Annotated in this window: 25 protein-coding genes and 1 pseudogene; 11 read left to right on the top strand and 15 right to left on the bottom strand. The window is 49.6% G+C overall.

The window, feature by feature from the left end; genetic code table 11:
- Window positions 1-93: 93 nt before the first annotated feature.
- A complete protein-coding gene (locus tag NY07_RS11530; protein ID WP_232479466.1) occupies window positions 94-270 on the bottom strand; it encodes a hypothetical protein in 177 nt (58 codons plus the stop codon).
- 293 nt (window positions 271-563) lie between these two features.
- On the opposite strand from NY07_RS11530, the gene NY07_RS11525 reads away from it, so the two are divergent.
- Window positions 564-1,442: a radical SAM protein gene (locus tag NY07_RS11525; protein WP_033539508.1), complete on the top strand. Its 879-nt coding sequence runs from the start codon at window positions 564-566 to the stop codon at window positions 1,440-1,442.
- A 21-nt stretch (window positions 1,443-1,463) separates the two neighbouring features.
- Here the strand turns inward: NY07_RS11525 and NY07_RS11520 are convergent, their stop codons facing one another.
- The gene (locus tag NY07_RS11520) at window positions 1,464-2,297 is read right to left on the bottom strand and encodes a mechanosensitive ion channel family protein (RefSeq protein ID WP_033539507.1); all 834 of its coding nucleotides are present in this window, start codon (window positions 2,295-2,297) and stop codon (window positions 1,464-1,466) included.
- 218 nt (window positions 2,298-2,515) lie between these two features.
- Here NY07_RS11520 and NY07_RS11515 point away from each other — a divergent pair, with 218 nt between their 5' ends.
- Both NY07_RS11515 and NY07_RS11510 read left to right on the top strand, forming a co-directional pair.
- On the top strand, window positions 2,516-2,971 hold the full coding sequence (locus NY07_RS11515) for a hypothetical protein (RefSeq protein ID WP_033539506.1): 456 nt from the start codon (window positions 2,516-2,518) through the stop codon (window positions 2,969-2,971).
- A gap of 223 nt (window positions 2,972-3,194) precedes the next feature.
- Window positions 3,195-4,370, top strand: a complete 1,176-nt coding sequence (locus tag NY07_RS11510) for a type III PLP-dependent enzyme (RefSeq protein ID WP_033539505.1) — start codon at window positions 3,195-3,197, stop codon at window positions 4,368-4,370.
- Window positions 4,371-4,421: 51 nt separating this feature from the next.
- Here the strand turns inward: NY07_RS11510 and NY07_RS18895 are convergent.
- Window positions 4,422-4,637, bottom strand: a pseudogene (locus tag NY07_RS18895) (YdcH family protein).
- A gap of 444 nt (window positions 4,638-5,081) precedes the next feature.
- Here NY07_RS18895 and udp point away from each other — a divergent pair.
- On the top strand, window positions 5,082-5,840 hold the full coding sequence (gene udp, locus NY07_RS11500) for a uridine phosphorylase (protein WP_033539504.1): 759 nt from the start codon (window positions 5,082-5,084) through the stop codon (window positions 5,838-5,840).
- Between the two features lie 88 nt (window positions 5,841-5,928).
- Here the strand turns inward: udp and NY07_RS11495 are convergent, their stop codons facing one another.
- On the bottom strand, window positions 5,929-6,684 hold the full coding sequence (locus NY07_RS11495) for an ion channel protein Tsx (protein ID WP_033539503.1): 756 nt from the start codon (window positions 6,682-6,684) through the stop codon (window positions 5,929-5,931).
- A 275-nt stretch (window positions 6,685-6,959) separates the two neighbouring features.
- On the opposite strand from NY07_RS11495, the gene NY07_RS11490 reads away from it, so the two are divergent.
- The 7 genes from NY07_RS11490 to NY07_RS11460 all read left to right on the top strand — a co-directional run bounded on the left by NY07_RS11490 (window position 6,960) and on the right by NY07_RS11460 (window position 14,751).
- Entirely contained in the window at window positions 6,960-7,421 is a 462-nt protein-coding gene (locus NY07_RS11490) for an NfeD family protein (protein WP_033539502.1), read from the top strand.
- A 30-nt stretch (window positions 7,422-7,451) separates the two neighbouring features.
- A complete protein-coding gene (locus tag NY07_RS11485) occupies window positions 7,452-8,378 on the top strand; it encodes an SPFH domain-containing protein (RefSeq protein WP_033539501.1) in 927 nt (308 codons plus the stop codon).
- Window positions 8,375-9,310 carry an SPFH domain-containing protein gene (locus NY07_RS11480; RefSeq protein ID WP_033539500.1) on the top strand — a complete coding sequence of 312 codons (936 nt, stop codon included), beginning with the start codon at window positions 8,375-8,377 and terminating at the stop codon, window positions 9,308-9,310. The genes NY07_RS11485 and NY07_RS11480 overlap by 4 nt, the downstream gene beginning before the upstream one ends.
- Window positions 9,311-9,450: 140 nt before the next feature.
- Complete coding sequence (gene uvrD, locus NY07_RS11475) at window positions 9,451-11,616, top strand: DNA helicase II (RefSeq protein WP_033539499.1); 2,166 nt, start codon at window positions 9,451-9,453, stop codon at window positions 11,614-11,616.
- Between the two features lie 116 nt (window positions 11,617-11,732).
- Window positions 11,733-12,593 (top strand): 4-hydroxybenzoate octaprenyltransferase, encoded by an 861-nt coding sequence (gene ubiA / locus NY07_RS11470; RefSeq protein WP_033539498.1) that lies wholly within the window; start codon window positions 11,733-11,735, stop codon window positions 12,591-12,593.
- Between the two features lie 289 nt (window positions 12,594-12,882).
- Window positions 12,883-13,395 (top strand): SET domain-containing protein-lysine N-methyltransferase, encoded by a 513-nt coding sequence (locus NY07_RS11465; RefSeq protein ID WP_081953824.1) that lies wholly within the window; start codon window positions 12,883-12,885, stop codon window positions 13,393-13,395.
- On the top strand, window positions 13,396-14,751 hold the full coding sequence (locus NY07_RS11460; RefSeq protein WP_033539496.1) for a hypothetical protein: 1,356 nt from the start codon (window positions 13,396-13,398) through the stop codon (window positions 14,749-14,751).
- 63 nt (window positions 14,752-14,814) lie between these two features.
- On the opposite strand, the gene hemB is transcribed toward NY07_RS11460, so the two are convergent.
- From hemB to NY07_RS11405, 11 genes are all read right to left on the bottom strand, one after another.
- Entirely contained in the window at window positions 14,815-15,831 is a 1,017-nt protein-coding gene (hemB, locus tag NY07_RS11455; RefSeq protein WP_033539495.1) for a porphobilinogen synthase, read from the bottom strand.
- 86 nt (window positions 15,832-15,917) lie between these two features.
- Window positions 15,918-17,792 (bottom strand): sensor domain-containing diguanylate cyclase, encoded by a 1,875-nt coding sequence (locus NY07_RS11450; protein ID WP_033539494.1) that lies wholly within the window; start codon window positions 17,790-17,792, stop codon window positions 15,918-15,920.
- Window positions 17,779-18,588, bottom strand: a complete 810-nt coding sequence (locus NY07_RS11445) for a TatD family hydrolase (protein ID WP_033539493.1) — start codon at window positions 18,586-18,588, stop codon at window positions 17,779-17,781. Before NY07_RS11445 ends, NY07_RS11450 begins: the two co-directional genes overlap by 14 nt.
- A complete protein-coding gene (locus NY07_RS11440) occupies window positions 18,588-19,142 on the bottom strand; it encodes a hypothetical protein (RefSeq protein WP_033539492.1) in 555 nt (184 codons plus the stop codon). The genes NY07_RS11445 and NY07_RS11440 overlap by 1 nt, the downstream gene beginning before the upstream one ends.
- A gap of 114 nt (window positions 19,143-19,256) precedes the next feature.
- On the bottom strand, window positions 19,257-20,012 hold the full coding sequence (gene tatC, locus NY07_RS11435; protein WP_033539491.1) for a twin-arginine translocase subunit TatC: 756 nt from the start codon (window positions 20,010-20,012) through the stop codon (window positions 19,257-19,259).
- Between the two features lie 3 nt (window positions 20,013-20,015).
- Window positions 20,016-20,414 carry a Sec-independent protein translocase protein TatB gene (gene tatB, locus NY07_RS11430; RefSeq protein ID WP_033539490.1) on the bottom strand — a complete coding sequence of 133 codons (399 nt, stop codon included), beginning with the start codon at window positions 20,412-20,414 and terminating at the stop codon, window positions 20,016-20,018.
- Between the two features lie 6 nt (window positions 20,415-20,420).
- Window positions 20,421-20,651: a Sec-independent protein translocase subunit TatA gene (gene tatA / locus NY07_RS11425; RefSeq protein WP_033539489.1), complete on the bottom strand. Its 231-nt coding sequence runs from the start codon at window positions 20,649-20,651 to the stop codon at window positions 20,421-20,423.
- A gap of 60 nt (window positions 20,652-20,711) precedes the next feature.
- A complete protein-coding gene (gene ubiB, locus NY07_RS11420; RefSeq protein WP_033539488.1) occupies window positions 20,712-22,361 on the bottom strand; it encodes a ubiquinone biosynthesis regulatory protein kinase UbiB in 1,650 nt (549 codons plus the stop codon).
- Entirely contained in the window at window positions 22,358-22,981 is a 624-nt protein-coding gene (locus NY07_RS11415; RefSeq protein WP_033539487.1) for a ubiquinone biosynthesis accessory factor UbiJ, read from the bottom strand. The genes ubiB and NY07_RS11415 overlap by 4 nt, the downstream gene beginning before the upstream one ends.
- A gap of 555 nt (window positions 22,982-23,536) precedes the next feature.
- On the bottom strand, window positions 23,537-24,292 hold the full coding sequence (ubiE, locus tag NY07_RS11410; RefSeq protein WP_033539486.1) for a bifunctional demethylmenaquinone methyltransferase/2-methoxy-6-polyprenyl-1,4-benzoquinol methylase UbiE: 756 nt from the start codon (window positions 24,290-24,292) through the stop codon (window positions 23,537-23,539).
- A 200-nt stretch (window positions 24,293-24,492) separates the two neighbouring features.
- Window positions 24,493-25,536: a formimidoylglutamase gene (locus NY07_RS11405; protein WP_033539485.1), complete on the bottom strand. Its 1,044-nt coding sequence runs from the start codon at window positions 25,534-25,536 to the stop codon at window positions 24,493-24,495.
- Between the last annotated feature and the right edge of the window lie 338 nt (window positions 25,537-25,874).

Raw genomic sequence — 25,874 nt, 5'->3', positions numbered from 1 at the left:
ACGGTGTCGCGGGGACAAATAAAGGAGCACACTGAGTGCTCCTTTATGTTCGGGTAATTAAGCCGTAAGGCTTGTCAGCCACCTAGTTGGTGACTAATCCCTGAGTTGGATCTTAGGCTCATGCTCAACTTCGCCATATCTGTCTATGGTCGACAGTTGGTTTTGCTGGGCGATAATAGCCAGTGGACCCGAAGGCAAATGGCGAACAAACAACAGCCGATACCCATATCGATGCAGGCTATAAAGGGCCATCTTTTGTTCCGCGCTCATTGAGCTCCAATGCTCATCATGATGCAGGACGTTCCCTCGCCTGTCTTGCAGTTGTTGTGCTATTTGCATGTTATTATCTACACGTTTGTCGGCCGATGTAGCCAATAATTTTTCTATGCTGACAAGGTCAGACAGTTATAAACGATTAATCTGAATGAGATTAACGTCAGTCATTCTACTGACTCTGATTGAACATAAATTGAACGAGATCAATTTATAGGTCGAGATTGGCACACGACTACCAAAAATTATGAAAGTGCTCACATATTCACCATGAATTGAGACAGGTAAAAATGATTAATTATATTGAGCCCCTATTCAGACCACCTTCGGAGTGGAAGTCCCTCATTCTTCAAGTGACTAATGGTTGTAGCTGGAATCGCTGTCACTTCTGTGACATGTATACGGCGCCGCAGAAGCAATTTCGTGCACAAAAACTGGATAATATTGCAGTGGATATTGAACGGGTGGCGCAAAGCGGTGTGCCGGTTTCTCGGGTATTTCTGGCTGATGGCGATGCCATGAGTCTGCCTTTTAAGCGACTTGAGGCTATCTGTTTATTGATCCGTGAGCAACTGCCACAGGTGACCCGAATTAGTAGTTATTGCCTGCCGCGCAATCTTAACAATAAGACGGACGAGCAACTCGCTCGGCTCAGAGAGTTGGGGCTGAGCCTCTTGTACGTGGGTTGTGAGAGTGGCGATGATGAGGTGCTGGCTCGCATCGAGAAGGGCGAAACCTTTGACTCCTCTTTGCTGGCGCTACAGCGTATACGCGCTGCCGGCATGAAGTCCTCTGTGATGATACTCAATGGCTTGGGCGGGGTGGAGCTATCCCGGCAGCATGCGCTCAATTCGGCGCGCCTGATGAACCAGGCGCAGCCCGACTATCTATCGACGCTGGTGGTCACTCTGCCCTTGGGTAAGGCGCGTATGGACGCCGGATTCGATGGTGATTTCAGATTGCCTGATCAGCATGGACTATTGAGTGAGATGCAGCTGCTGCTGAGTGAACTTGAGCTGGAGAAGACTATCTTTCGCTCGGATCACGCTTCTAATTACTTGGTGCTTAAGGGGATCCTTGGTCGTGATAAACATAAGCTGTTAGCCCAGGTCGATCAGGCGATGCAGGGGCTGGTGCCCCTGCGTCAGGAGTGGCAGCGCGGCCTATGAGCCCGTTGCTAATGAAAGAAGTTATCGCTCGATATGGATCTCGCGTACCGGACAGGGGATCTCTATACCGGCTTGATGAAGCGCGTTGATTAGCTCCAAATTGACCTGATATTTATTTTGATAGTAGCTGTTGGTGGGTACCCAATAACGCAAGCCTATCTCTAAGCCTATGCTGTTAAAACCATTGATACCTATCTGGGGCGGACGCTCCTGGTTAACCTCTTTGTTGGCATCAAGCACCTGCTGGGCGATGGCGAGCACTTGGTTAGCATCGCTGCTGTAGCTGATGTTAAAGCGGATCTCGACCAGCTTGTCGCTAAAGGAGTTGTGCAAGATCTCGCCGACAATATGTTTATTGGGGATGCTAATCACCTCGCCTTCTTCATTGGTCAGCAAGGTAAGCCCCAAGTGAATACTCTTGACGACACCACTAACGCCTTGGATCTCTATGGTGTTGCCTACGACGAAGGGGCGGGTCACTATGATGGTCACGCCGGCGGCGTAGTTTGACAGCATGCCTTGCAGCGCCAAGCCTGCGCCCAATGATGCGGCACCAATGGCCGCCACCATAGGTGTGATACTGATCCCCAGTTTACCCAGCGCGATAATACCAACCATGATAATGATGATTATCCGCACTAGATTAGAGACGAAGTTACTCAGAGTAATGTCGATCTCATGTTTCTCAAACTGCCTGGCGACCAGGTTGGAGACCTTGTTGGCTACCCAGAGTCCCAGCATAAAAATAAGCAGGGCACCGACCAGTTGAAAACTGTATTTCACCAGAAATTCGGTCAACAGGGTGTAGACATTCTGCAGTTGCGCCAGCTCCTGCTCCAGACCATTTCCATTCATAGCACTCTTCCTAATACCTTGGTGTACGATGATTGCGTTAACTATGGCTATGTTACTTAAATTTCAAAGGCTTGATAACAAATATCTCAAGTTTGTGTCATGGCAAAAATTAGCGTGAGGCGCATCAAGCTATTGCGATGCATTCGGGGGCATAGGGTGCAGTATAAGATATAGTCTGTTTTCCTGTAAGTTAACTTAACTGTATAGAAAGAGGCATTATGAAAGCGCTAGTTTTGGCCATGGGCGTGTTGTTCTCGGCCGCCAGCTTTGCCAGCAGCCTGACCCAAGGTGACCATATCGAGGCGATAAGCCTGACTGATCAGAATGAAGCTGTGTTGGAAGTCAATTCGGATACCCAGGTTTTACTCTTTAGCCGTGGCATGAAAGGCGGTGAGATCATTCAGGAGGCGATTGAGTCTTTGGAGTCACCTATGCCGAGCAATTGGCGTTATGTAGCCGATATCAGCGGTATGCCTTCACTTATCGCCAAGTTTGTTGCCATTCCTAAGATGCGAGATCTTAGTTTCGCTATCGGTCTCGACCAGGAAGGCGAGGTGACTCAGTTGTTACCTGGTGACAAAGAGACGGCAACGGTTATCAGCCTGGATGGACTCAAGATCATCAAGGTCGTTCAAGTCGATTCGGCAAAAGCCCTGCTGGAGGCGGTGAAATAACCCAAGTAAGGCTTTCGACAACGCTTACTAATTTCTTTTAAATATTAATCGCTTAAGTTGGTTTTTATCGAGTCGAAAATCGAATCGATATTTTTGGAATAAAAACTTATTTATTAAGCATAAAAATTCGTTGATCTGTTCAGAAAAATAGCGTTTACTTCGCTGCGATTTTTAACCGAATCACGCGAATTTATTTTTATTCTGCTACGGAGATACTGGCGAGATGAGCCAATTTCAAGCGATTGATGTTAATGAGTATTATGACCAAGCTACCTTCGAACGTATCAAGTCATTTGCTCAGGACAAACCGACACCTTTCGTCGTAATTGACACTAAAATCATTGCGAAACAATACGATGACATGGTGCATAACTTCCCTTACGCCAGTATCTACTATGCCGTTAAGGCGAATCCTGCCAGAGAAGTATTGACGTTACTGCGTGATCGCGGTGCCAACTTCGATATCGCTTCTATCTATGAACTGGATATGGTGAGCGATATCGGCGTGACGCCTGACAGAGTCAGCTATGGCAATACCATCAAGAAACGCCAAGATGTGCGCGCCTTCTATGAGCGTGGTGTGCGCATGTATGCATCCGACTCTGAAGCAGATCTTCGTATGATCGCCGAGGAGGCACCTGGCTCTCGCGTCTATGTGCGTATCTTAACCGAGGGGACTCACACCGCCGATTGGCCCCTATCACGTAAATTCGGCTGTCAAAATGAGATGGCGCTTGAGCTGTTGGTGTTGGCTAAGGCCCTTGGGCTTGAACCCTATGGCATCTCGTTTCATGTTGGCTCGCAGCAGCGTGATATCGGCGCCTGGGATTCGGCTATCGCTAAGGTAAAGAGCATCTTCGAGCGCCTGCGCGAAGAGCATGGTATTGAACTCAAGATGATCAATCTGGGTGGCGGTTTTCCGGCTAACTATCTGGATAAAACCAACGAGCTGGGTACTTATGCTGAGAAGATCACTCACTTTCTTAAAGAGGATTTTGGCGATCAGCTGCCGCAGATCATTCTGGAGCCGGGTCGCTCCTTGCTTTCCAATGCCGGCGTCTTGGTGTCAGAGGTGGTGTTGATCAGCAAGAAGTCACACACGGCGCTGGAGCGTTGGGTCTTTACCGATGTGGGTAAGTTTTCTGGCCTGATTGAGACCATGGATGAGGCGATTAAATTCCCTATCTATACCGAGCGTCAGGGAGAATTGGATCGCTGCGTGATCGCAGGTCCCACCTGCGACAGTGCCGATATTATGTATGAGCACTATAGCTACGGGCTGCCGGTGGATCTGGCCATTGGCGATCGCATGTATTGGCTAACCGCAGGTGCCTATACCACCACTTATTCGGCCGTCTGCTTTAACGGCTTCCCGCCCTTGAAAGATTACTATCTGTAAGGGAAGACAAAAGGGCGCCTAGGCGCCCTTTTATTATTTCTGTTGTTCCCGCTATTTGGTGTGGGTCTTTAAGATCTGGTGTAACGCTTCCTTGATATGCAGTTTTTCCTGTTTGAGACCCTTCACTTCTGGGGTGAAATCGCTGGCCGCATGTTATTCTAAGGCTTTTATCTCGTCATCGAGTTCGTTGTGTTTATTAAACATCTTAAGAAAATGCGCGTCTTTTGCTTTGAGTTCGCTGATTAAGTCTCTGTATTCTGGAAACATATTGGCCGTCCTTCTTGGTCAATGTTTTGGGGAGAGTGAAAGCAAAAAGTGTTGTTATTCCCTTTGCTTTGAGTTCAGCCTAGCGCGATTTTAGTGGTGAGTTTGTGAGCTGAATCACCGACTGGACAAGCAGATCCCATCACTCTTTTATTACTATTTAACTATATGTAATTAAATGAAATTATTGGCAAAGTTTGTGCTGAATGTTGAGATTTTTCAAGCCTTTCGCCCTACTAGAATAAATTTGCCCTATCGGCTGGCGGCTTAGGTGGGAGTTGCTATATTTTCAGTGCTGATAGCGGAAAAAGTTTGGTAAATTCATTACAACAAAATATCTAACTGCTGGCGGGGAAAGTGTGATCAGGTTAACCTTAATGGCTTTCATACTAGGTTAAAGTCCATTTAATAAGAATTTTATAATCAAAATTGAAAGGGGTTTTCATAATGTCAGATGTATTTCATTTAGGCCTGACGAAAGAGATGTTAGATGGTGCAACTCTTGCTATCGTTCCCGGTGATCCTGAGCGTGTGAAACGTATTGCCGAGTTGATGGACAATCCAACATTCCTGGCCAGTCATCGCGAATACACCAGCTATCTTGCCTATATCGATGGTAAGCCTGTGGTGGTCTGCTCTACCGGTATCGGTGGTCCTTCTACCTCTATTGCCGTAGAAGAGTTGGCACAACTGGGTGTTAATACCTTCTTGCGTGTCGGTACCACGGGGGCGATTCAGCCTGAAGTCAATGTGGGTGATGTGATCGTGACTCAGGCATCAGTTCGTTTAGACGGCGCCAGCCTGCACTTTGCACCTATGGAGTTCCCAGCAGTGGCGAACTTCGAGTGTACCACAGCTATGGTTGCAGCGTGCCGTGACGCGGGACTAGAGCCTCACATTGGTATCACTGCCTCGTCAGATACCTTCTACCCAGGTCAAGAGCGTTACGATACGGTGTCTGGCCGTGTTACCCGCCGTTTTGCCGGTTCGATGAAAGAATGGCAAGAGATGGGAGTGCTTAACTACGAGATGGAGTCGTCGACGCTGTTTACCATGTGTGCGACTCAAGGCTGGCGAGCGGCTTGTGTGGCGGGCGTGATCGTTAACCGTACTCAGCAGGAGATCCCTGATGAGGTAACCATGAAGAAGACTGAGACCAGTGCTGTGTCTATCGTGGTCGCTGCGGCGAAGAAACTGCTGGCTTAAGCAATTGCGATAATTCGCAGTAACAATAAAAAGGCGCCTTAGGCGCCTTTTTTGTCTGCATATATTTTGTCATGCATCAGGGTAAGTATTAGAAGTGATACTTAGCGATCACCGAGTAGGTGTTCTGGTCTACGCCTTTAACGCCGTACTTGTTTTTCCAAAAATCATACTCGATACCCACAAACAGCTTATCTTTTTTGTGTGAACCAAAGATGGCCGCGCCCAGGTCGTATTTCACCTGAGGGTTAAAGTGGAGGTTTTCTTCATAGCCAGTGTTATCGGCAGCAAACACCCAGTCGATAAAGCCGTCGAGTACTATGTTGGAATTGCCTACGGGGAAGTCCATTCTAAACACAGGTGTTAACTGCCAACCATCGCTCATATTGCCGCTGCTGATGGCATCACGGCGATAGGTATTAAGTTGGAAGTAGCTAAAATAGGGGATCTTAAAATCCAGGCCAACACCATAGAGGAAGCTCTTGACCGGGCCTTCGCCCTCTTCGAACGTAAGTGCCAGTGAGACATCTGTGAGTGCGCCTGCGCCTACAGTCTTGCCTGAGATCTTGCTAGCGCTGAACCGCGGTGAGATCTCGCCGTAAGTGGTGCTATCTTTACCGCCATTGTTGCCGTTGAAGAAGATAAAGTCTTGAAAGGCGAACCAGTCGCCATATTTCCAACCGCCGGCGGTTTCAATGGTGATAGTGGTTTGTTGGTCAGAGGGGGCAAGATCATAGTCGTCGCCATAGAGGGCAGTGGCACTGACGTCCCACCAATGAATCATCTCATCTGCTACGGCAGGTTGTGCGGCAAGCAGTGCAAGTAGCAGCCAATTTCTGTTCTTCATCATATTACCTTTTATCATTGTTATTTGGGGCTAAATTGAAAACAATCTCTGCATTTCTCTGATGCATTTGTTGCTTATTTTTATGCCTTGTTATTGATGCGCCGCAAGTATAAGGGATTTAGTGATTGTGCCCAATTACAAAACAACCAATTTCGTATGGTTAAGTTAAATGTTTGTTGCCTATGTCACATTTTGTGTCGTGACATAATATGTCGCAATCGGAATTAAGAGCTGATATAGTCTTCGCAGGGATACTCTCATTTCAGGGGGGAAATATGGAGTTTTCTAATCCTATCTTTATCTGGATAGCCGTGGGTGTGGTACTGATGTTAGCCGAAATCATCTTGCCCGGCGGTATCGTGATTTTCTTGGGCGCCGCCTGTCTGGTGGTGGCTGGCGCACTGACGTTAGGTTTTGTCGACGGGATAGTGCAGGCCATGACGCTCTGGTTTATTAGCTCAATCGTTTTGCTATTGGCTTTTCGTCAGGTTACCCAGCGCCTGGTGGGAGGCGATTCCCATGTGGACAATACCGATGAAGAGTTTGATCTCTATAACCAAATTGCCATTGTTAAGGCGGTGATCGGCCCGGCACAACAGCTCGGACGAGTCGAATTTCAGGGAAGTGAATGGCCAGCACTGGGTGATGGCAGTGAGATCCCTGTGGGTGCTCAAGTCAGAGTGATCTGTCGCGAGAATATTGCCTTAGTCGTTGAACCTTTGACAGAGCAGGCATAGGCCTGGCTGACTTTTTAGAGGAAGGAATCTATGTTCGAATTTACGCTATTTATACTCTTTGTTTTCTTTATTCTTTATAACTTGTTGCTTATCGTTCCGATGCGCGAGGTCCATGTGATCGAGCGTCTGGGCAAGTTCAGGCAGGTACTCCAACCTGGTTTTCATTTCTTAATTCCATTTTTCGACCGTGTCGCCTACCGTCATGATACCCGCGAGCAGGTGCTGGACGTTCCGCCTCAAAGCTGTATCTCCAAAGATAATACTCAGTTGGAGGTCGACGGCTTGGTTTACCTCAAGGTGATGGATGGCAAGCTGGCCAGTTATGGTATCGAAGACTATCGCCGCGCCGCAGTTAACCTGGCGCAGACGACTATGCGATCTGAGATAGGTAAGCTCAGTCTGAGCCAGACCTTTTCTGAACGGGATAGCCTTAACGAGTCGATTGTGCGGGAGATCGATAAAGCCTCGGACCCTTGGGGGATCAAGGTGCTTAGATATGAGATCAAGAACATTACCCCGTCTCACAAGGTGATCCACACCCTGGAGAAGCAGATGGAAGCCGAGCGTAGCAAACGCGCGGAGATCACGCTGGCCAACGCCGAAAAGGCCGCGATGATCAACCTCTCCGAAGGGCAGCGTCAGGAGGCGATTAATCTGTCGGAAGGTGAGAAGCAGAAGCGGATCAACGAGGCAAAAGGGACCGCGCAAGAGATCGCCATTATCGCTCGAGCCAAGGCCGAGGCGATGACTTTAGTGTCAGAGGCGTTAGCGCTTGAAGGTGGCAACGAAGCGATGAATATGCAGCTCAAGGAGCAGTTTATCAATCAGCTGGGTAAGATTCTCAACGAAGCCGAAATTTCGGTGGTGCCGGCCGAAATGGCTAAGCTGGAAGGATTTTTTGAAGGAATGGAGCAGGTGACTCAGAGTGTGGGTCAGGTAAAAGGAGGTCGCGCATGATTGCCAATATCAACACAGATTTAATCCTACTGGGCATTTGGGGGCTGATCTTTGCCATCTTTATCATCAAGTTGTTCCAGTCGATCCGCTTAGTTCCGACCAAGTCGGCCTATATCGTCGAGCGTTTGGGTAAGTATCACACTACCTTGGATGCAGGTTTCCATGCCCTGGTGCCTTTTATCGATAAGGTAGCCTATGTGCATGACCTAAAAGAGGAAACGATAGATGTGCCGCCCCAAGAGTGTTTCTCAAGCGACGAAGTGAACGTCGAGGTAGACGGGGTGATCTATATCTCTGTGGTTGATCCTGTAAAGGCCAGCTATGGCGTTACCGACTATCGCTACGCCGCCATTCAGCTGGCGCAAACCACTACCCGCTCTGTGATAGGTACGCTGGATCTTGACCGCACCTTCGAGGAGCGAGACGTGATCAGCGCTAAAGTGGTGGAAGTGTTGGATCAGGCCGGGGCTACCTGGGGGATCCGGGTTCATCGCTATGAGATCAAGAATATCACCCCGCCAGAGACGGTGAAGAACGCCATGGAGATGCAGGTGAACGCCGAGCGTGAGCGCCGCGCCCTGCTAGCCAAGAGTGAGGGTGACAAGCAGAGCAAGATCAACCGCTCCGAAGGTGTTAAGGCCGAGATGATCAACCGCTCCGAGGGTGAGATGCAAAAGCGGATCAACGAAGCCGAGGGTAAGGCCGAAGAGATTCTTACCATAGCTAAAGCAACCGCAGAGTCTATTGAGCGTATGGCGCTGGTGGTATCGGCTCCCGGTGGCAAAAATGTGGTGCGTATGCAGCTCGGTGCCCAGTATCTTAAGCAGTTCGATGGCCTGACCCATAGTGCCAGCAAGATAGTGCTACCGGGGAATATGATGGACTTCGATCACTGGATGGACAGCATAGGGTTGGAAGAGAGCAAGGAGTAATCTTTGCGCTTCAGTTAATTGAGCCTAAGCCTTTGCTTAGGCTTTTTTATGGCCGGTGCTAAGGGGCGCCGGGAGTTGGTGGCGGTAGGATCACGCAACGCCTCCTGTTATACTTGCCGCCTGATTTTTTGGAGGCAAGAATGGACGTATCTTCTTTACTCGACGGCTTAAACGATAAACAGCGCGAGGCCGTCGGCGCACCACAATCTAGCATGCTGGTGCTGGCAGGCGCGGGCAGTGGTAAGACCCGGGTGCTGACACACCGTATCGCCTGGTTGATGCAGGTAGAGCAGCAGAGTCCCTATTCTATCTTGGCGGTGACCTTTACCAACAAGGCTGCGGCCGAGATGCGTGAGCGTGTGGAGAAGGTCAGCGGCAGCAGTATGGGCCGTATGTGGATAGGTACCTTCCACGGTTTGGCGCATCGTCTGCTGCGTACCCACTATCAAGATGCCAACTTGCCCCAGAGTTTCCAAATTCTCGACTCAGACGATCAGCTCAGGCTGATCAAGCGGATCCTCAAGAGCCTGAATCTGGATGAGAAGCAGTATCCGCCTCGTCAGGCACAGGGCTATATCAATGGCAAAAAAGATCAGGGGCTAAGACCCAAGCATATTGATGCCGGTGGCTTCCCCATAGAGCAGAACCTGCTGAAGATCTATCAGGTGTATCAGGAGTCTTGCGATCGTGCAGGACTGGTGGACTTTGCCGAGATCTTATTAAGAGCCCATGAGCTGTGGCTCAACAAGCCCCATATTCTGGAGCATTATCAAGAACGATTTAAAAACATCCTGGTGGACGAGTTTCAGGATACCAACGCTATTCAATATGCCTGGATCCGCGTGCTGGCGGGCAGCAGTGCTAATGTGATGATCGTTGGTGACGACGACCAGTCTATCTACGGCTGGCGTGGTGCCCAGGTGGAGAACCTGCACAAGTTTCTACAGGACTTCCCGGCGGCCCAGACCATACGTCTGGAGCAGAACTACCGTTCTTCGGCCAACATCCTTAATGCCTCCAACGAGCTGATCGCCAATAACCCAGATAGACTGGGCAAGAAGCTGTGGACCGAAGATCAGGCGGGGGAGAAGATTGGCCTCTATTGCGCCTTTAACGAGATGGATGAGGCGCGCTTTATCGTCGGCCGCATCATGGATTGGCAGGATATGGGCGGTAACCTGAGCGACTGCGCCATCCTCTATCGCTCTAACGCGCAGTCGCGGGTGTTGGAAGAAGCCCTGCTGCACAAGGGGATGGCTTATCGCATCTATGGCGGTCTGCGCTTCTTCGAGCGTCAGGAGATCAAGGATGCCATGGGCTACCTACGCCTGATCAGCAATAAAAATGATGATGCCGCCTTCGAACGTATTATCAATACGCCGGCCCGTGGCATAGGTGGACGAACCTTAGAGATCCTGCGCAGCACGGCGCGTCAGCAGGAGCTGACCCTGTGGCAGACCTGTCTGCGTCTGCTCGATGAGAAGGTGCTCTCGGGCCGGGCCGCCAACGCGGTGCGCGGCTTTATGGATCTGATTGTGACCCTACAGCAGGAAACAGACGAGCAGTCGCTGCATCGCATGACAGATCATGTGATTCAAACCTCAGGGCTCAAGGCCATGTATGAGGCGGAGAAGGGCGAGAAGGCCCGTGCCAGGGTGGAAAACTTAGAGGAACTGGTCACTGCGGCGCGCACCTTTGTGATGCCAGAAGATCTCGAAGATATGGGCGAGCTCAACGCCTTCCTATCCCATGCGGCGCTCGAAGCCGGTGAGGGGCAAGCAGATGCCTTTACCGATGCGGTGCAGCTGATGACCCTGCACTCGGCCAAGGGCTTGGAGTTCCCTATGGTCTTTATGGCGGGTGTCGAGGAGGGGATTTTCCCGAGTCAGATGGCGATGGATGAGGGCGATAGACTCGATGAAGAGCGCCGCCTTTGCTACGTGGGCATGACCCGCGCCATGAAACAGCTCTATATTACCTACGCCGAATCACGCCGTATTTACGGCCGGGAAAACTATGCCCGTCCGTCACGTTTCATCAAGGAGATCCCTGGTGATTACGTGCAGGAGATCCGCATGAAGACCAGTGTGTCGGCACCGGCCAGTAGTAATAGATTCAGTCAGGCACAGGCTTCGTTCAATGATTCAGGTTTTAATCTGGGTCAGCGAGTGAACCATCCTAAGTTTGGTGAAGGCACTGTGACTAACTTCGAAGGAAGCGGTGCCCAGGCCAGAGTTCAGGTGGATTTTCTCGATGTCGGCAGCAAGTGGCTGGTGGTCGCCTATGCAAGATTGGAAACCCTATAAGCCAAGGCAGATAAAGCGCTTGAAACTCTTAGGGCGTCAGTCATAATGCCAAAGGATATTGATGAGCTTGCCCACAAAAATCAAAGGCCAAAGCAGTCGTTAGGAGAGCCTAAAAAATGAGGTTAAGGGATAAATTAGACGCCTATTTGCGTCTGGCACGGATGGATCGCCCCATCGGTACCTTTTTGTTGTTATGGCCGTGTCTGATGGCACTGCTGTTAGCGGCCGGAGGCATGCCAGATCTTAAGGTGTTGATCATCTTCGTCATTGGCGTAGTGGTGATGCGCGCCTGTGGCTGTATTATCAACGATTATGCCGACCGTAAGCTAGACTCCCATGTAGAGCGCACCAAGAGCCGTCCTCTAGCCAGCGGTGAAGTGACGGTCAAAGAAGCGCTTATCCTGTTTGTGGTGTTGGGCCTGTTGGCCTTTGGCCTGGTATTGATGCTTAACCCCTTGGTGGTGCAGCTCTCCTTTATCGGCATCATACTGACCATCATCTATCCCTTTACCAAGCGTTTCACCAATATGCCGCAGATGTTCCTCGGCGTGGTGTGGAGCTGGTCGATTCCTATGGCCTATGCGGCGCAACTCGGCACAGTACCGGTAGAAGCCTGGTGGCTGTTTGCCGCTAACTGGTGCTGGACTGTGGCTTACGACACCATGTATGCCATGGTGGATCGCGACGACGATCTTAAGGTAGGCATCAAGTCGACGGCGATTCTATTTGGCCGCTTCGATCGTCAGATCATCGGCTTGTTCCAGTTGGCCGCCCTTGGTTGTTTTGTTATGGCGGGCCTCAGTGCCGATCGCGGCTTGGTATTTGCCTTAGGGATCCTCACTTTTATCGGCTTTAGCCTCTATCAGCAGAAGTTGATCTTCGATCGCCGGCGCGCTCCTTGTCTGCAGGCCTTCTTAAACAATAACTGGGCAGGTATGACCCTGTTTCTGGCTCTGGGTATCGATTATCTGCTTTAGTGCCCATATCGCCAATTAAGCCACCAATGACGGTGGCTTTTTTGTTTTCACCGCGCTGACAGTCGATCTCTTTCTTCTCCCCATTGGATCGTCTTTTTCTTCTTATTTTGCTTTTTAAGGCTTACGTCACTGGCTTAGAGGCGCTAGTGATACAGGCTGCAAGTGAAAGGTTACTCGAGCTCTATCCATTGAGTGTAATTTTGTTGACCTAAGATTGGGTTATTGCAGTGGAAATGTGATTGAATAATAGATAAGTTATTGTATAAAAATCACTTTAAGACAGAGCGGGATGATCAATTCATCTCATCAGGGCAGGGCTCAATCGTTGTCAGAGGAACTGAATATGGATGTGACCCAAGATCTGCAGTTTGTTCGCAGTGTGGTTGTAGATAATATTGCCGACACCCAAATTGATGTTAGTGAACTACATGGGTTCGGCTTATTTTGCCAAGAGTCCGGCTTTGAAGCGGGGCAGGAGCTATGTGTGCTCGATGGTCAGGTTCTCACCATTGAGCATTATGAGAAGATAGAGGCGTTGGTTGCGCCAAATATCCTAGCTTATAAAAATTATATCTTTATGGAATGTAATTACTTAGGGGCAGATAAGCTGTTGGTTAGGCCTTTTAGAACCAAGTATAGTTACATCAATCACAGTCGCACGCCTAATGTCGAGCTCAAGCGCGAACCGCTGCGTATAGTGACCTTGAGAAAGATTGTGGCGGGAGAGGAACTAACGATTGATTATCGCAACGAGCCGCTACCAGAAGCCTATGTAAATAACCCAGTAAAGGATTTTTTGTAAATGGTTAAAACTTCGGTGATGTGTGTTCAGCCGCTAGAACTCGGTGTTGACACCTTTGATGCGGCACTGACGAATAATCGTAATATCAAGAAATTCTTCAGCGCAAATATGGATGTTAAGCCAAGCATCGATTGGATTAACTCCTTCTTAAAAATCCATACCAGAAGCAAAAATTTTAAGTCGATTCTCTCTTCTACTAGGACGCCGGTATCGGGACAGTTACTGAAGGCTGATCTCGCACAGTCAATGTTCTGGGTTAACGATGAATTTGATATTTCTGACAACTTGCTTCCCAAGGAGTGTAAGTTCGATCTGATTTTCGATTATCGTCTCTACAGCTTTATTCTGGTTTACGAGCTGGTATTCGAGTTTGAAGAAGCTCGATTGATGCAATTATTAGGCACGGATTATAAGGATCAAGATAAGAATAATCTCTATAACACTGTGCGTAACCTATTGGTTAAAGAGCATAATGATAGTCAGATCAGCGTTTGGGCATCTCAGGTAATTGAACTAGCGAAGATGAAGACAATTGAATGTCTTAAGCTGATTGATAATAAGCGTAATCATGAGGTGAAGCTGCTTAATAATACGGGGAATATCACCTTCTTCTATCAAGCCGACGCGGCTAATCAAGGGCTGAAAGAAGCCATATTTAACTGTAATACCCAGGCCGAACGTGTTTCCTATAATCAGACCATCATTCTAGATAACGACAAGGTCAGTTACCGTTTTTACAGTCGCTTTCATTCGATTATTTCTAATGATAGAAGTTACTACCATAGGTTCTTCCCGATTCAATACCACATTCAATATATGTGGTTCTCCACGGCTTACTTCATCAATCTCATGGATGAGCTCAATCGTCGCATCCTAATCGATGATCGCAACAAGAGTATTGAAAAGAATCGTGTGGTGATCGACGAATATATCAATAAGTTCGAACTGCTTAGGATCCAGAATCAGGACATGAAGTCTCTGTTTGAGTCTGATAATGACAAGATTTATGTACCGATGGAGAGTAAATGGAATATATGTAATGCGCTCGATAATGCGCAATCTTATGTGGCGTCATTTAAAGATTACCTTGAGCGTTCCTATCAGCGTCGTATGGAAAGCACCAACACCAAGCAGAGTAAGATTTTGTTTGTGATCTCCTGTATTCAATTGATGGGACTGGTGAGTATCTGGAACGACTATCTATCTCTCTCAAAAGTAAGGCAGTTTATGTATACCACTGGGATACATAAAGATTCCCAAGTGGAGTTTGTGCTCAGTATTAATACCTGGTTCCCCATTGCGCTCTTTGTTGGTCTGTTGGGCTTTATGGTCTACAGTCATTACAAGAGCCGCTAGAATAGCGTCATAAAAAAGCCAGTTATTTGCAACTGGCTTTTTTATTATCACGGGCGATTGAGCTTACTTATTTTCAGCTTCTTTTAGCCACTGTGCGGCGCGTTTGGCGAAGTAGGTCAGAATGCCATCGGCACCGGCGCGCTTGAAGCACAGGAGTGACTCCATCACGATCGCCTTTTCTGCTAACCAGCCATTTTCGATGGCTGCCATATGCATGGCGTACTCACCGCTCACCTGATAGGCGAAAGTCGGTACGGCGAGCTCTGTCTTCACGCGGTGAACTATGTCCAGGTATGGCATGCCAGGCTTAACCATGACCATGTCGGCGCCTTCCTGAATATCCAGGGCCACTTCGTGTAGCGCTTCATCACTGTTGGCTGGATCCATCTGGTAGCTATGCTTGTTGCCGCCTTTGAGGTTGCCAGCAGAGCCAACTGCATCGCGGAAAGGACCATAGTAGTTAGAAGAGTACTTGGCCGAGTAGGCCATGATCTGGGTGTTCACATGACCAGCTGCTTCCAGGGCTTGACGGATAGCGCCAATGCGGCCGTCCATCATGTCAGATGGGGCGACGATATCTGCACCCGCTTCGGCGTGCGACAGTGCCTGCTTGACCAGGATCTCTGTGGTGATGTCGTTAAGGATATAACCGCTATCGTCGATGATGCCATCTTGACCATGGGTGGTGAAAGGGTCTAGCGCCACGTCAGTCATCACGCCTAGCTCAGGGAAGGCTTCTTTCAGGGCGCGTACTGCACGCTGGGCCAATGCATCGGCATTGTAGGCCTCTTCGGCCATGAGTGTTTTCTTCTCGGCTGGGGTCACAGGGAAGAGGGCCACCAGAGGGATCCCCAGTTTGACCAGTTCTTCTGCCTCTTTGAGCAATAGATCGATAGAGTAGCGCTCGATGCCAGGCATAGAGGCGACCTGCTCAGTACGGTTATTACCTTCGAGCACGAACATAGGGTAGATCAAGTCGTTTACCGAGAGCTGGTTTTCGGCCATCAGACGGCGACTAAAATCGTGTTTACGCATGCGGCGCATTCTGCGCTGAGGGAAAGCACTGGTAATGATGTTCACATTCGACTCCTAATTTAGGCTTGTTTGCTTTATTGGGCTACACACTGCAAAGCTCATCCAAGGATGAGGCGTAGCCGCTAAGTCAGTTAATTTAATTCTTCGATTTCGGGCGAATAGACGCAAACGCGATTTCGGCCCTCATTCTTGGCACGATAGAGTGCCTTGTCTGCTTGGTCGACCAGCAATTGAGTATGCTGATCATCGACAATAATTTCGGCGCAGATCCCGATACTAATGGTGAGCGGAATAGCCTGTTCTTCCCAGGTGAGTGGCAATTGGCATACAGTGTTGCGCATTAATTCAGCCACTTGCCTTGCTCCCTCCGAGGAGGTATTGGGCAGTATCATAGCAAACTCTTCCCCACCGAAACGTGACACCAGATCACTTGGCCGCCTTAATTTTGCTTTTAGCGCCTGGGCAATGGTCTTGAGCGCCTGATCGCCTGCCAGATGGCCATAGGTATCGTTGATGGCCTTAAACCGGTCGATATCTATCATCAAGATGGCCAGCGGTGTCTCTTGTCGACGACTCAAGCGTCCTTCGGCCTGCAGTCGTTTTTCGAAGGCGGCACGGTTTTTCACGCCTGTGAGACTATCGACAGTGTTTTGTTCGGTAAGTTTCTGGTTGGCCTCATTTAATTCACGAAGTGCGATCTCAAGCTCTAAAGTACGCTCCTGTACCATCTGCTCAAGGCGCTCATTGCTGTCGGCTTCGATTTTCAATGCTTCTTCACGAGCCTGACGAATGCGCTGGGCCTGAAGCAGGGCTTCTTGCTGGATCTTCTGTTTGGCTTTACGTTCATCGTTATAACGAATGGCCAGTACCGCGGCCATGAATACGATCTCAAAAGTCAGGCCAATCATGATAGGTGTCTGGTGCATGATGGGCAGATAGATCACCCCGAGATACATCAAGGCGGTGATAAAGGAGCCTGCCATCATACCCGACCAGGCGAGTGTGTAGAGTCTGGCCAGCTTATGACCTCGAAGGCTCAGCAAGATGGCGATCAGCATCAGCATGCTGGTGGTGAACAATACGGCGATGATATTGAGCTTAAGGGCCACCGAGTAGCTTAAGAAAGGGGTGACTAAGGTGAGAAACAGCGCTGTGGCGGCGCTGTAACGGCAGAGCCTCAGCATTTTGAGGTTATGGTATTTTAGCTGCAGGACCTTCTCGGAAAACATCAACACAAAGGTCAATGCGATCGGGATCAGTATGGGGATCATGATCGCCTGCAAGGTGGGCCAATTGGGCCACAGATAACGAAACGACAGGCCGTGCAGGGTCGCCACCAATAGGGTGACAGATAACACATAGCCAGAGTAGTAGCTGTAACTGTAGGAGCGCGAGGTGAGCGCAATAAACAGGCTGAACAGGCCGATAGCCATCAGGGCGCCTAGCTGAAATCCTTGATAGAGAGACTGGGTTTCGGTGGCATTAACGATATGATCAGCCGATAGCAATGAGATAGGCAGATTGGCGCTGCCTTGGGTAGCAACGCGAATATAGAAAGTGTGTATCGCCTCGGGGGGCATCTCGAATCGGTAGAGAAAGTCATTGTTGATGATAGGGCGCTGATGAAACGGATGGCTGTCGCCCATCTCCAGGTGAACCGTCGGCTTACCCTTTTGTTGGTGGTAAAGGTTTATCTCATCCAGGTGAGGGTTAGCCAGTTTAAGGTAACGCTGCATCGGGATTTCTGTGGCGTTGTATAGGCTGACCTTGACCCAGAAGGGCTTGACCCCAAGGTGTTGATTAAACTCAGGTGAAAGTCTTTGCCAGCGGCTGGAACTGAGCCGACTTACCTGATCTATGTGGGTGAGTTTGTCATCTTGTACATAGTAGAGCCAAGAAGAGAGCTCGATAGACTGATCTTTGTTGACCGCCAACAGTGACTCGCCTAGGCCAATGCCAGGAAAGCTTATAGTGAGCAACAGCAAGAGCAGCTTAAATTGGCTCATAGTCTGCTTCCAGGCCGAAAAACTCACAGCTGTTGAGATAGGCCTGACGGGCAAAGGCGTTGGCATTCTCGCCTCGCAGTGCTGCTATGGTTTGACTGATATAGGGCAGATACTGAGGTTTGTTCTTGCTCGACTTGGGTTTGGGGCGCATGCTTCGCGGCAGCAGATAGGGACTATCAGTTTCTATCATGATGCGCTGGGCTGGAATATCGGCTACCAACTCGGCCAGCTCCTGACCGCGCCGTTCGTCGCACACCCAGCCTGTGATGCCTAAGTGCAGATCCAGTTCGATATAGCGTTCTAAGCTGGCACGGTTGCCGGTAAAGCAGTGTAATAATGCGCCTTTGAGCTGAGGGCGATAGCTCTGCAATATCGACGCAAAATCGTCGTGGGCATCACGCTCATGCATAAGTACCGGCATTTCGAGCTCGACCGCCAGTGCAAGCTGCGCCTCGAAGGCCTCGCGCTGTTTTGGCCGGGGTGAGAAGTCCCGGTTATAGTCCAGGCCACATTCGCCAATGGCCACCACGCCTGTTTGTCTTGCCAATTGCCTGAGTTGCTTGGCGCTAGATACCTCCCACTCACTGGCGTGATGGGGATGCACTCCCGCCGTGGTATAGAGAGCTTTCGGGTAACGGGCAGCAAAGTCGATGGCTTGCTCGCTCTCTGGCAGGTTGGAACCAATAACAATAAGCGGCGAAACCCCTTGGGCCGCCGCATCATTTATGAGCGTATCACACTCTTTTTCTAATGGGCTGCCAACTAGGTTGACAGCTATGTCTATATAACTCGGCATTATTCGAGGCGTTTAACCCTAATGGTAGAGTTGGTGTCATCTTTACCCAAGAGGAAAGAGCTTAGTGCGCCTTTCTTGATATACACAGATTCGCCAGCCTTAACCTTGAAGCGGTTAGTGTCGTTCTGTTTCCACACCTGGCCGTTATCGAAGGTGATGGTTAAAATACCATGTGGGTTTTTCTTGACCGACTTGACGGTTAACTCAATCTTGTCGAGCTCGGCTTTCTCTTCCTTATAGACCTTACCAAAGCTCTCTTCTGCAGCTTGTGCAGTGGCTACTGTGGCGGCAGGTGTGCTAGCCACAACGGCGTTAGCCTTAGGAGCTGGTTTAGGCTGATGTGCGGGTGCCGCTACGGGCGTGACATTCATGCTGTGCTTAGGCGCCTTGCCTACTTTAGCCGCCAGGGTGTCGTAGCAGATTAATCTGTCTAGCTTGTCTTGTTTAGCCGCACATTGGCTGAGTTGTTGCTCAATACCAGCAGAGGCATTCAGTGAAAAAAGCAGAGTGGAGAGGGCTAGCCAACTGGTTGTTGCCGCAAAACGTAAGCGCATATAGAGTTCCTTTTTATTATGGAGAGCTCACGGCGAGACAGGGCAAAATGCGGGTAATAAATAGCGTTAAGCTATCCGTTGACGGCTAGCTTAACGCAAGGTTCTGTTTTATTACTACTCAGGGCTGTCTTGCTCGGTGAGCTCGTCTTCGTCAGAGTCCTTTTTACTGTAGAAACGCGCGGCAATCAATCCCCCTTCAAACAATATCAGCATAGGAATGGCTAACATGGTTTGCGAGATGATGTCTGGCGGCGTCAGCAGCATGCCTATGACGAAGGCGCCGACAACAATATAGGGACGCTTGGCCTTAAGATCTTCGACCGTCGTAACACCTGCCCAGCAGAGTAGAATCACCGCAATGGGAATTTCAAAGGCCAGGCCAAAGGCGAAGAAGAGTTTAAGGACGAAACTCAGATAGCTACTGATATCGGTCGCCACTTGCACACCTTCTGGCGCAACACTGGTGAAGAAGCCAAACACCACTGGAAAGACGATGTAGTAGGTGAAGGCAATACCCAGATAGAAGAGTATGGTGCTGCTGGTAAGCAGGGGTAGCATCAAACGCTTCTCATGTTTGTACAGGCCTGGGGCGATAAAAGACCAGATCTGGAACAAAACATAGGGAATAGCGATAAAAAATGACAAGACCAATGTCAGTTTAAAGGGAGCAAAGAAGGGAGCTGCCACATCGGTAGCGATCATGCTACTGGTTTCTGGCAATGCCTGCATTAGCGGCGTTGCCATGTAGTGATAGATATCGTTTGCCCAGTAGACCAGGCAGATAAAGACCAGAAGGACACTGCCAATGGCCTTGAGCAACTTGTTGCGTAACTCAAGCAAGTGGCTGATTAACGGCTGTTGTTGCGACATGAACTACCCGTCAGATTTTTCGGTTGAATTGCTGGCCTTGGCTGTAGTGGTCTCTGCAGGTTTCGCCTCGCTGGCGGCATTGTCGCTGCCATTGGCTTTCTCTTCTACCTTATAGGGACGATTAACAGATTGGGCTGCTTCTTTTAATTGATCGATTGAATCCTGTAACTCGGGAGAGAGGTTTTTTAAGCCCTGGCTTTCTGCCTTCTTGAGATCTGCATGCAGCTCTTCAATTTTAAGCTCTTGTTCCAGTTCATCTTTAACCGAGTTCGCCATGCGTTTCATGGCGCGAATCCAGCCTGAAATTGAGCGAACCGCGACCGGTAGTCTTTCGGGGCCAAGTACAACCAGCCCCAAAATACCAATCAACAGTAGCTCCATAAAGCCGATACCGTCGAACATAAGGAATTACGCCTGTTCTTTGTCCTTGGACTCAGTCTTCTTTTCGTCAGTCTGAGCAGTTTTTTCTGCGCTGGTGTCTTCGATAGCCTTCTTTTCTTCTTCTGAAGACATTGCATTTTTGAAGCCCTTAACAGCACCACCGAGGTCACCACCTAAAGAGCGCAATTTCTTAGTGCCGAAAAGCAAAACTACGATTAAAGCAATGATAAGAAGTTGCCAAATACTGATGCCACCCATGTAACTTTCCTCTTGATGTAATACTGGTCCTATTATGACCCTTTGGTTATTTAGTGCTAGCTAAAATTTGCGATTCTTTGGTCTAGATCGCCATCCGAGTAACCAAAGGGTTGCACCGATGCCGATACAAGCGTAAGAGGCCCATAGTGTAGCGTTTTGAGAAAACAAAATACTGCCACAGATCACTAAAACTGCCGATGTGATTAAAAGGTAGTTACTTTTATGGGCTTTTTGTTGCTGTTTTAGGTAGCGATCCAGCAACTGGTTCTGGCTATTAACAAAATTTTTGCCCATTTTCAGGTTGTCATACACGAGTTCGGGTAGCTCGGGTAGCTTATCTGTCCAGTAGGGGAATTGCTTCTTGATCTTCTTCGCCATTCCCATAGGGCCCATCTGTTCGTCCATCCAGCTTTCCAGGAAAGGCTTAGCGGTTTGCCAGAGATCCAGCTGAGGATAGAGTTGACGCCCCAGTCCTTCGATATAAAGCAGGGTCTTTTCCAGCAGGACTAATTGAGGCTGCACCACCATGTCGAAGCGACGCGCGGTGCGAAACAGCTCCAGCAGCACATGGCCGAAGGAGATCTCATCCAGCGGCTTGTTAAACATGGGTTCACACACCACTTTAATGGCTTGCTCGAAGGCGACCAGATCTGTGTCGGCGGCGACCCAACCCGACTCGATATAAAGCTGGGCGATACGGGTATAGTCGCGGTTAAAGAAAGCGAGGAAATTCTCTGCCAGGTAGCGCTTATCTTGCTCGGTGAGCGTACCCATGATGCCGCAATCCAGCCCTATGTAGAAGGGATCCTCGGGATGCTCAGTGCTGACAAAGATGTTGCCGGGATGCATGTCGGCATGGAAAAAGTTGTCGCGAAATACCTGGGTAAAGAAGAGCTCTACGCCGCGTTCGGCCAACAGCTTGAGGTTGGTTCCTTGGGCTTCCAGTGCCGCCCTGTCAGATACGGGGACGCCATAGATGCGCTCCATGACAATAAGGCGGGTAAAGCAAAACTCTTCGTACATCTTAGGGATGTAGAGGGCGCCCGAGTCAATGAAATTGTTTCTGAGCTTGATGGCGTTGAGTGCTTCTAGCTTGAGGTTGAGTTCACCTTCTATGGTGGTGCGGTAGTCTTCCACCACCTCGGCTGGACGCAGGCGGTTGCCCTGACCCAGCAGGGTTTCCAGCACCTGTGCGCTTTGGGTCATCAGCTGTAGATCGGCGTGGACCTTCTCTTCCACATTGGGCCTGAGTACCTTGAGCACCACCTCTTCCCCATTAGACTTAAGGGTGGCGGTATGTACCTGAGAGATAGATGCCGAGGCCAGCGGGGTGTCGCAAAAATTATCGAAATAGGTCTCTATGGGCGCGCCGAGTTCGGCCTCAATTTGGGCTCGGGCGATGCCAGAATCGAACGGTGGCACCCTGTCTTGCAACATGGCGAGCTCTTCGGCCCACTCATCGCTGAGTAGATCCCGGCGAGTCGAGAGCATCTGACCGAATTTGATGTAGACAGGGCCCAGCTCCTGCATTGCCAGCTTGAGGCGTTCGCCGCCCACCTTATCTTTATGTTGGTTGGTTAACCAGAAGAAGCTCCAGCGCAACAGCCTGAAATACCAGGGTTTGAGCTTAGCGGGGATAAGATCATCCAAACCATATTGAAGCCCCGTCTTTACGACTTGGTATGCACGCCGCATGCTTTTGATTGTCATCTGTTGCTGTTTGCCTTGTTTATGAGTCGCTCAATCCGTTGGCTTAAGGCGTCGGTATCGGCCTCAAGTTGTTCGATTCTATCACTAAAATGCACAAGTTCTAGCTTGTGTGGGCTCAGGCGATACTCTTCAGAGGTCAGTTGTCCCATATGGTCCCAACTCTTTGAGAGCACTTGACTCACCTGTTGCTTTAATTGCCTGGCACCCTGTGTCACCAGGTGGGTTGGCGCATCGCCGATATAGCGAGATAAAGGCTCGGCAAAGTCAAACTCCACCTGTTGCATAAAGTGGCTAAAGCTCTGTAATAGGTTGAGATCGCCTTCCAGAGTCAGCTTATCTTGCTTGATCAATTCAGTGAGATTCGCGCCTTCGGTGAGGCGGTACAGGGTAGTCAGATCGGCATTGACCTTAGTGGTCACCTCGCCATCATACTGGCTGAAGACCTGGATCTCCTTGGCAAACAGCAGATAGATGGGCCAGCTCAGTTGGCTGAGTTCGAGACAGAGTACTCGCCCCTGCAAATTGTGGAGTTTGGCGTAGGCGCCGGGAGACTGCTGAGTCACTTGTTTGAGTGCGGTTTCTAGGCCCGCACAGATCAGCAATGCAATTTCACGTTTCATGCGTTACCTAAGACCTATGAATCGTTGGCTGCTGGGCTAGTCATCAAATGATGACAGCGCAAAGGTGTCGCTATTCTACACTAAACTGGCGGCAAAAGGGCTAGGTAAAAATGTCATTTATTCAGTGAGATTGCGGCGAGGTGGTTAGGGTCTGTTGAACTTTCAAGTTTAATTTTTGTTCAATCTAAACGCGTTTTGCGCGAGGCGAGAGCCATGAAGCATAGTTACTCTATGTGAATGGCGAACAACAAAGAAATCGTCTGGAACGATTTCTAACAGTGTCGCTGACCGCCTGCGGTGAAAGGCAGGAAGCCTTTCATCAAGTGCAGTGCGGGTTTAGATGAACCCGTTGGGCAGCTTTTGTAGGCCACTTTTACAGCGTTATCGCCCGTTTGTGTAGCATACTACACGGCACAGGCTCTGCCTTGTATAAATCACCTACAAACTGCTGCAAAAACAAACAGCAAAGATCAACAGGCCCTAAACAGGCGACAACAAAAAAGCCCCGAATGTTCGGGGCCTCTTTCGATATAAGCATGGGTATTCAAAACGCTATTAGAACTTATAACCCTTGTGCAGGGCGACGATACCGTCTGTCATATTGGTGTATTCCACCTGCTCAAAACCGGCGTCGACCATCATACCTTTAAGGGTTTCCTGGTCCGGGTGCATACGGATAGATTCGGCCAGGTATTCATAGCTACCGGCGTCCTGGGTGATAATATCGCCCATCTTAGGCAGCACCTTGAAGCTGTAGATATCGTAAATTTTACGCATCAGATCATGCTGTGGCTTGGAAAACTCCAGGATCAGCAGTTTACCGCCCGGCTTAAGCACTCGCAGCATTGAGCGTATCGCCGAATCTTTATCTGTCACGTTACGCAGACCGAATGCGATGGTGATGATATCGAAATGGTTGTCTGGGAAGGGCAGTGCCTCGGCATTTGCCTGCACATAGTTAACATTGCCCACAACGCCACGGTTACGCAGCTTCTCGCGACCCACTTTCAGCATGGAATCATTGATGTCGGCAAGAGTCACCTGACCTGTGTTGCCCACAATATGGGAAAACTTAGCGGTCAGATCGCCTGTGCCACCGGCGAGATCCAGTACCTTCATGCCCGGGCGTGCACCGGCACTCTCAATGGTAAAACGTTTCCAAAGGCGATGAATACCAAAGGACATCACATCGTTCATGATGTCGTACTTGGCGGCGACTGAGTGAAAGACGTCGGCAACGAGATCTGCCTTTTTCTCTGCATCGACCGTTTTATATCCAAAGTGGGTACTGTTTGAGCTGCCCTCTGACATTACTGTTTCCTGTTTATTGCTGCGATTAACCGCGAGTGTATGTGATTGACTCGAATTGCTGAATCATTGGTCTATCACTCTGTGATCGATGTAAATAAACCGTGCACAATTTATCAAAAAATGCGTGATAGCGCAGAGTTTCAAAATTGAGGAGCGCATTACAGCATAATATTAGCAATATGCCAAATGCGCTGAGCGGCTTATCCCAAGGGGTGTTGCATCATACGACCCTGAATATAGGCGTAAATTAGCTCGCTGATGCTCTGGCCGGTTTCTCGGCGACCGGCTTCGACGCCAGCAACGTGACAGCTTGGCGCCGCCTCGGCGAGATGCAGGTAAGCGGTAGGGGTTTTGCGCGCTATCTGATGCACATAGTAGAGGGCATCGAGCAGAGGAATCCCCGCCGCCGTCGAGGCGCTGCTGGGCATATTGATGATGGCATCGAGATCTAACTCCAGCGCTACCGGCAGATCGCTGGAGCTTAAATCATTGACTATCTCTTTGACTGCTTGCTCCAGGCTGATCTCACGTCTCACCCAGATAGACTGCAGCGTATGCCACTTGCCGCCGAAGGCACTTAGCTGCTCCAGCGTCTGCTGACTGTTTTTTAGCTCGTGCAGCCCGAGCACATGGTAGTGACCTAAGGCGCCGCTGGCGGCGGCATAGCTAAAACCATTGCCGCTGTGGCGGCCTTCTCGCGGGCGAAAGTCTGAGTGAGGATCTAAGTTAACGGCAGCAACCGGGCGGCCGGTTACCTTCTTGGTGGCCATCAAGAGGCCGTAGGCATTGTTGTGACCGCCACCTATTACAATGGGTTCTACCCCTGCTTCCATTACCTGACTGACGACATCTATCACTCGCTCATCGAGCTTGTCGACATGCTCTCTCAGGGTCTTAGCGCTGCTACCCTCGGGCAATTGAAGATCGTCAGTGGCAATCTGCCCCAGCACCAGGCAGTGGCTGCCATCGAGAAACTGATTCGATTGAAAATTGCAGAACTGCGCCATGGCAGCTTCGAAACCGTCGATGGCGCCGCCGCGGCCCAAATTGGCGCGAGGGCCGATATCTTCGCCAATGCCTAGGATGGCAAAACGAGCGCCATTGGCCTTTGCCTGTTCTAAGTGTTCGCTTAGGGAGCCCTTGCCCTCGTAGCAGTGAAGGGTCTGGCCTATCTTGGTCTCGCCCTCGCGCTGGGCGACAAAGCCCTGGCAACGCTCGGCAGTAAATGGAATTAGGGTTTGCATTATGGGTTCTGTTTTTAGTTGTTGATGCAAAGGTGGGGTAATTTTAATGGATAAAATTCAGGAAGGTTTGATTTTTTTGTGGGCTGCACAAATTTCAGTTTTTTGGATTAGATTTTGGGTGGGTAAGTTTTGATTATAGTTGTAAAGTTTGGGTGATAGCCCCAGGCAGTATGCTTGTTGGGTGTATGTTTGAAGGTCGTACCTTCATTGTTATTTAACGCCTGCCCGGCGAGGGATGTGCAGATACCCTTGTGAGACGCCGTAAGTACGCTCCCTGTAGGTTCGACGATGGCATCTGACCTACATGGATGTAGGGAATGCCAAAAAATGTAGGGAAC

It is taken from the genome of Shewanella sp. ECSMB14101, from assembly GCF_000773485.1.
Taxonomy (GTDB): Bacteria; Pseudomonadota; Gammaproteobacteria; order Enterobacterales; family Shewanellaceae; genus Shewanella; species Shewanella marisflavi.
Note: the sequence above shows the minus strand (reverse complement) of the source record. Positions and strands in the feature narration are given on the sequence as shown.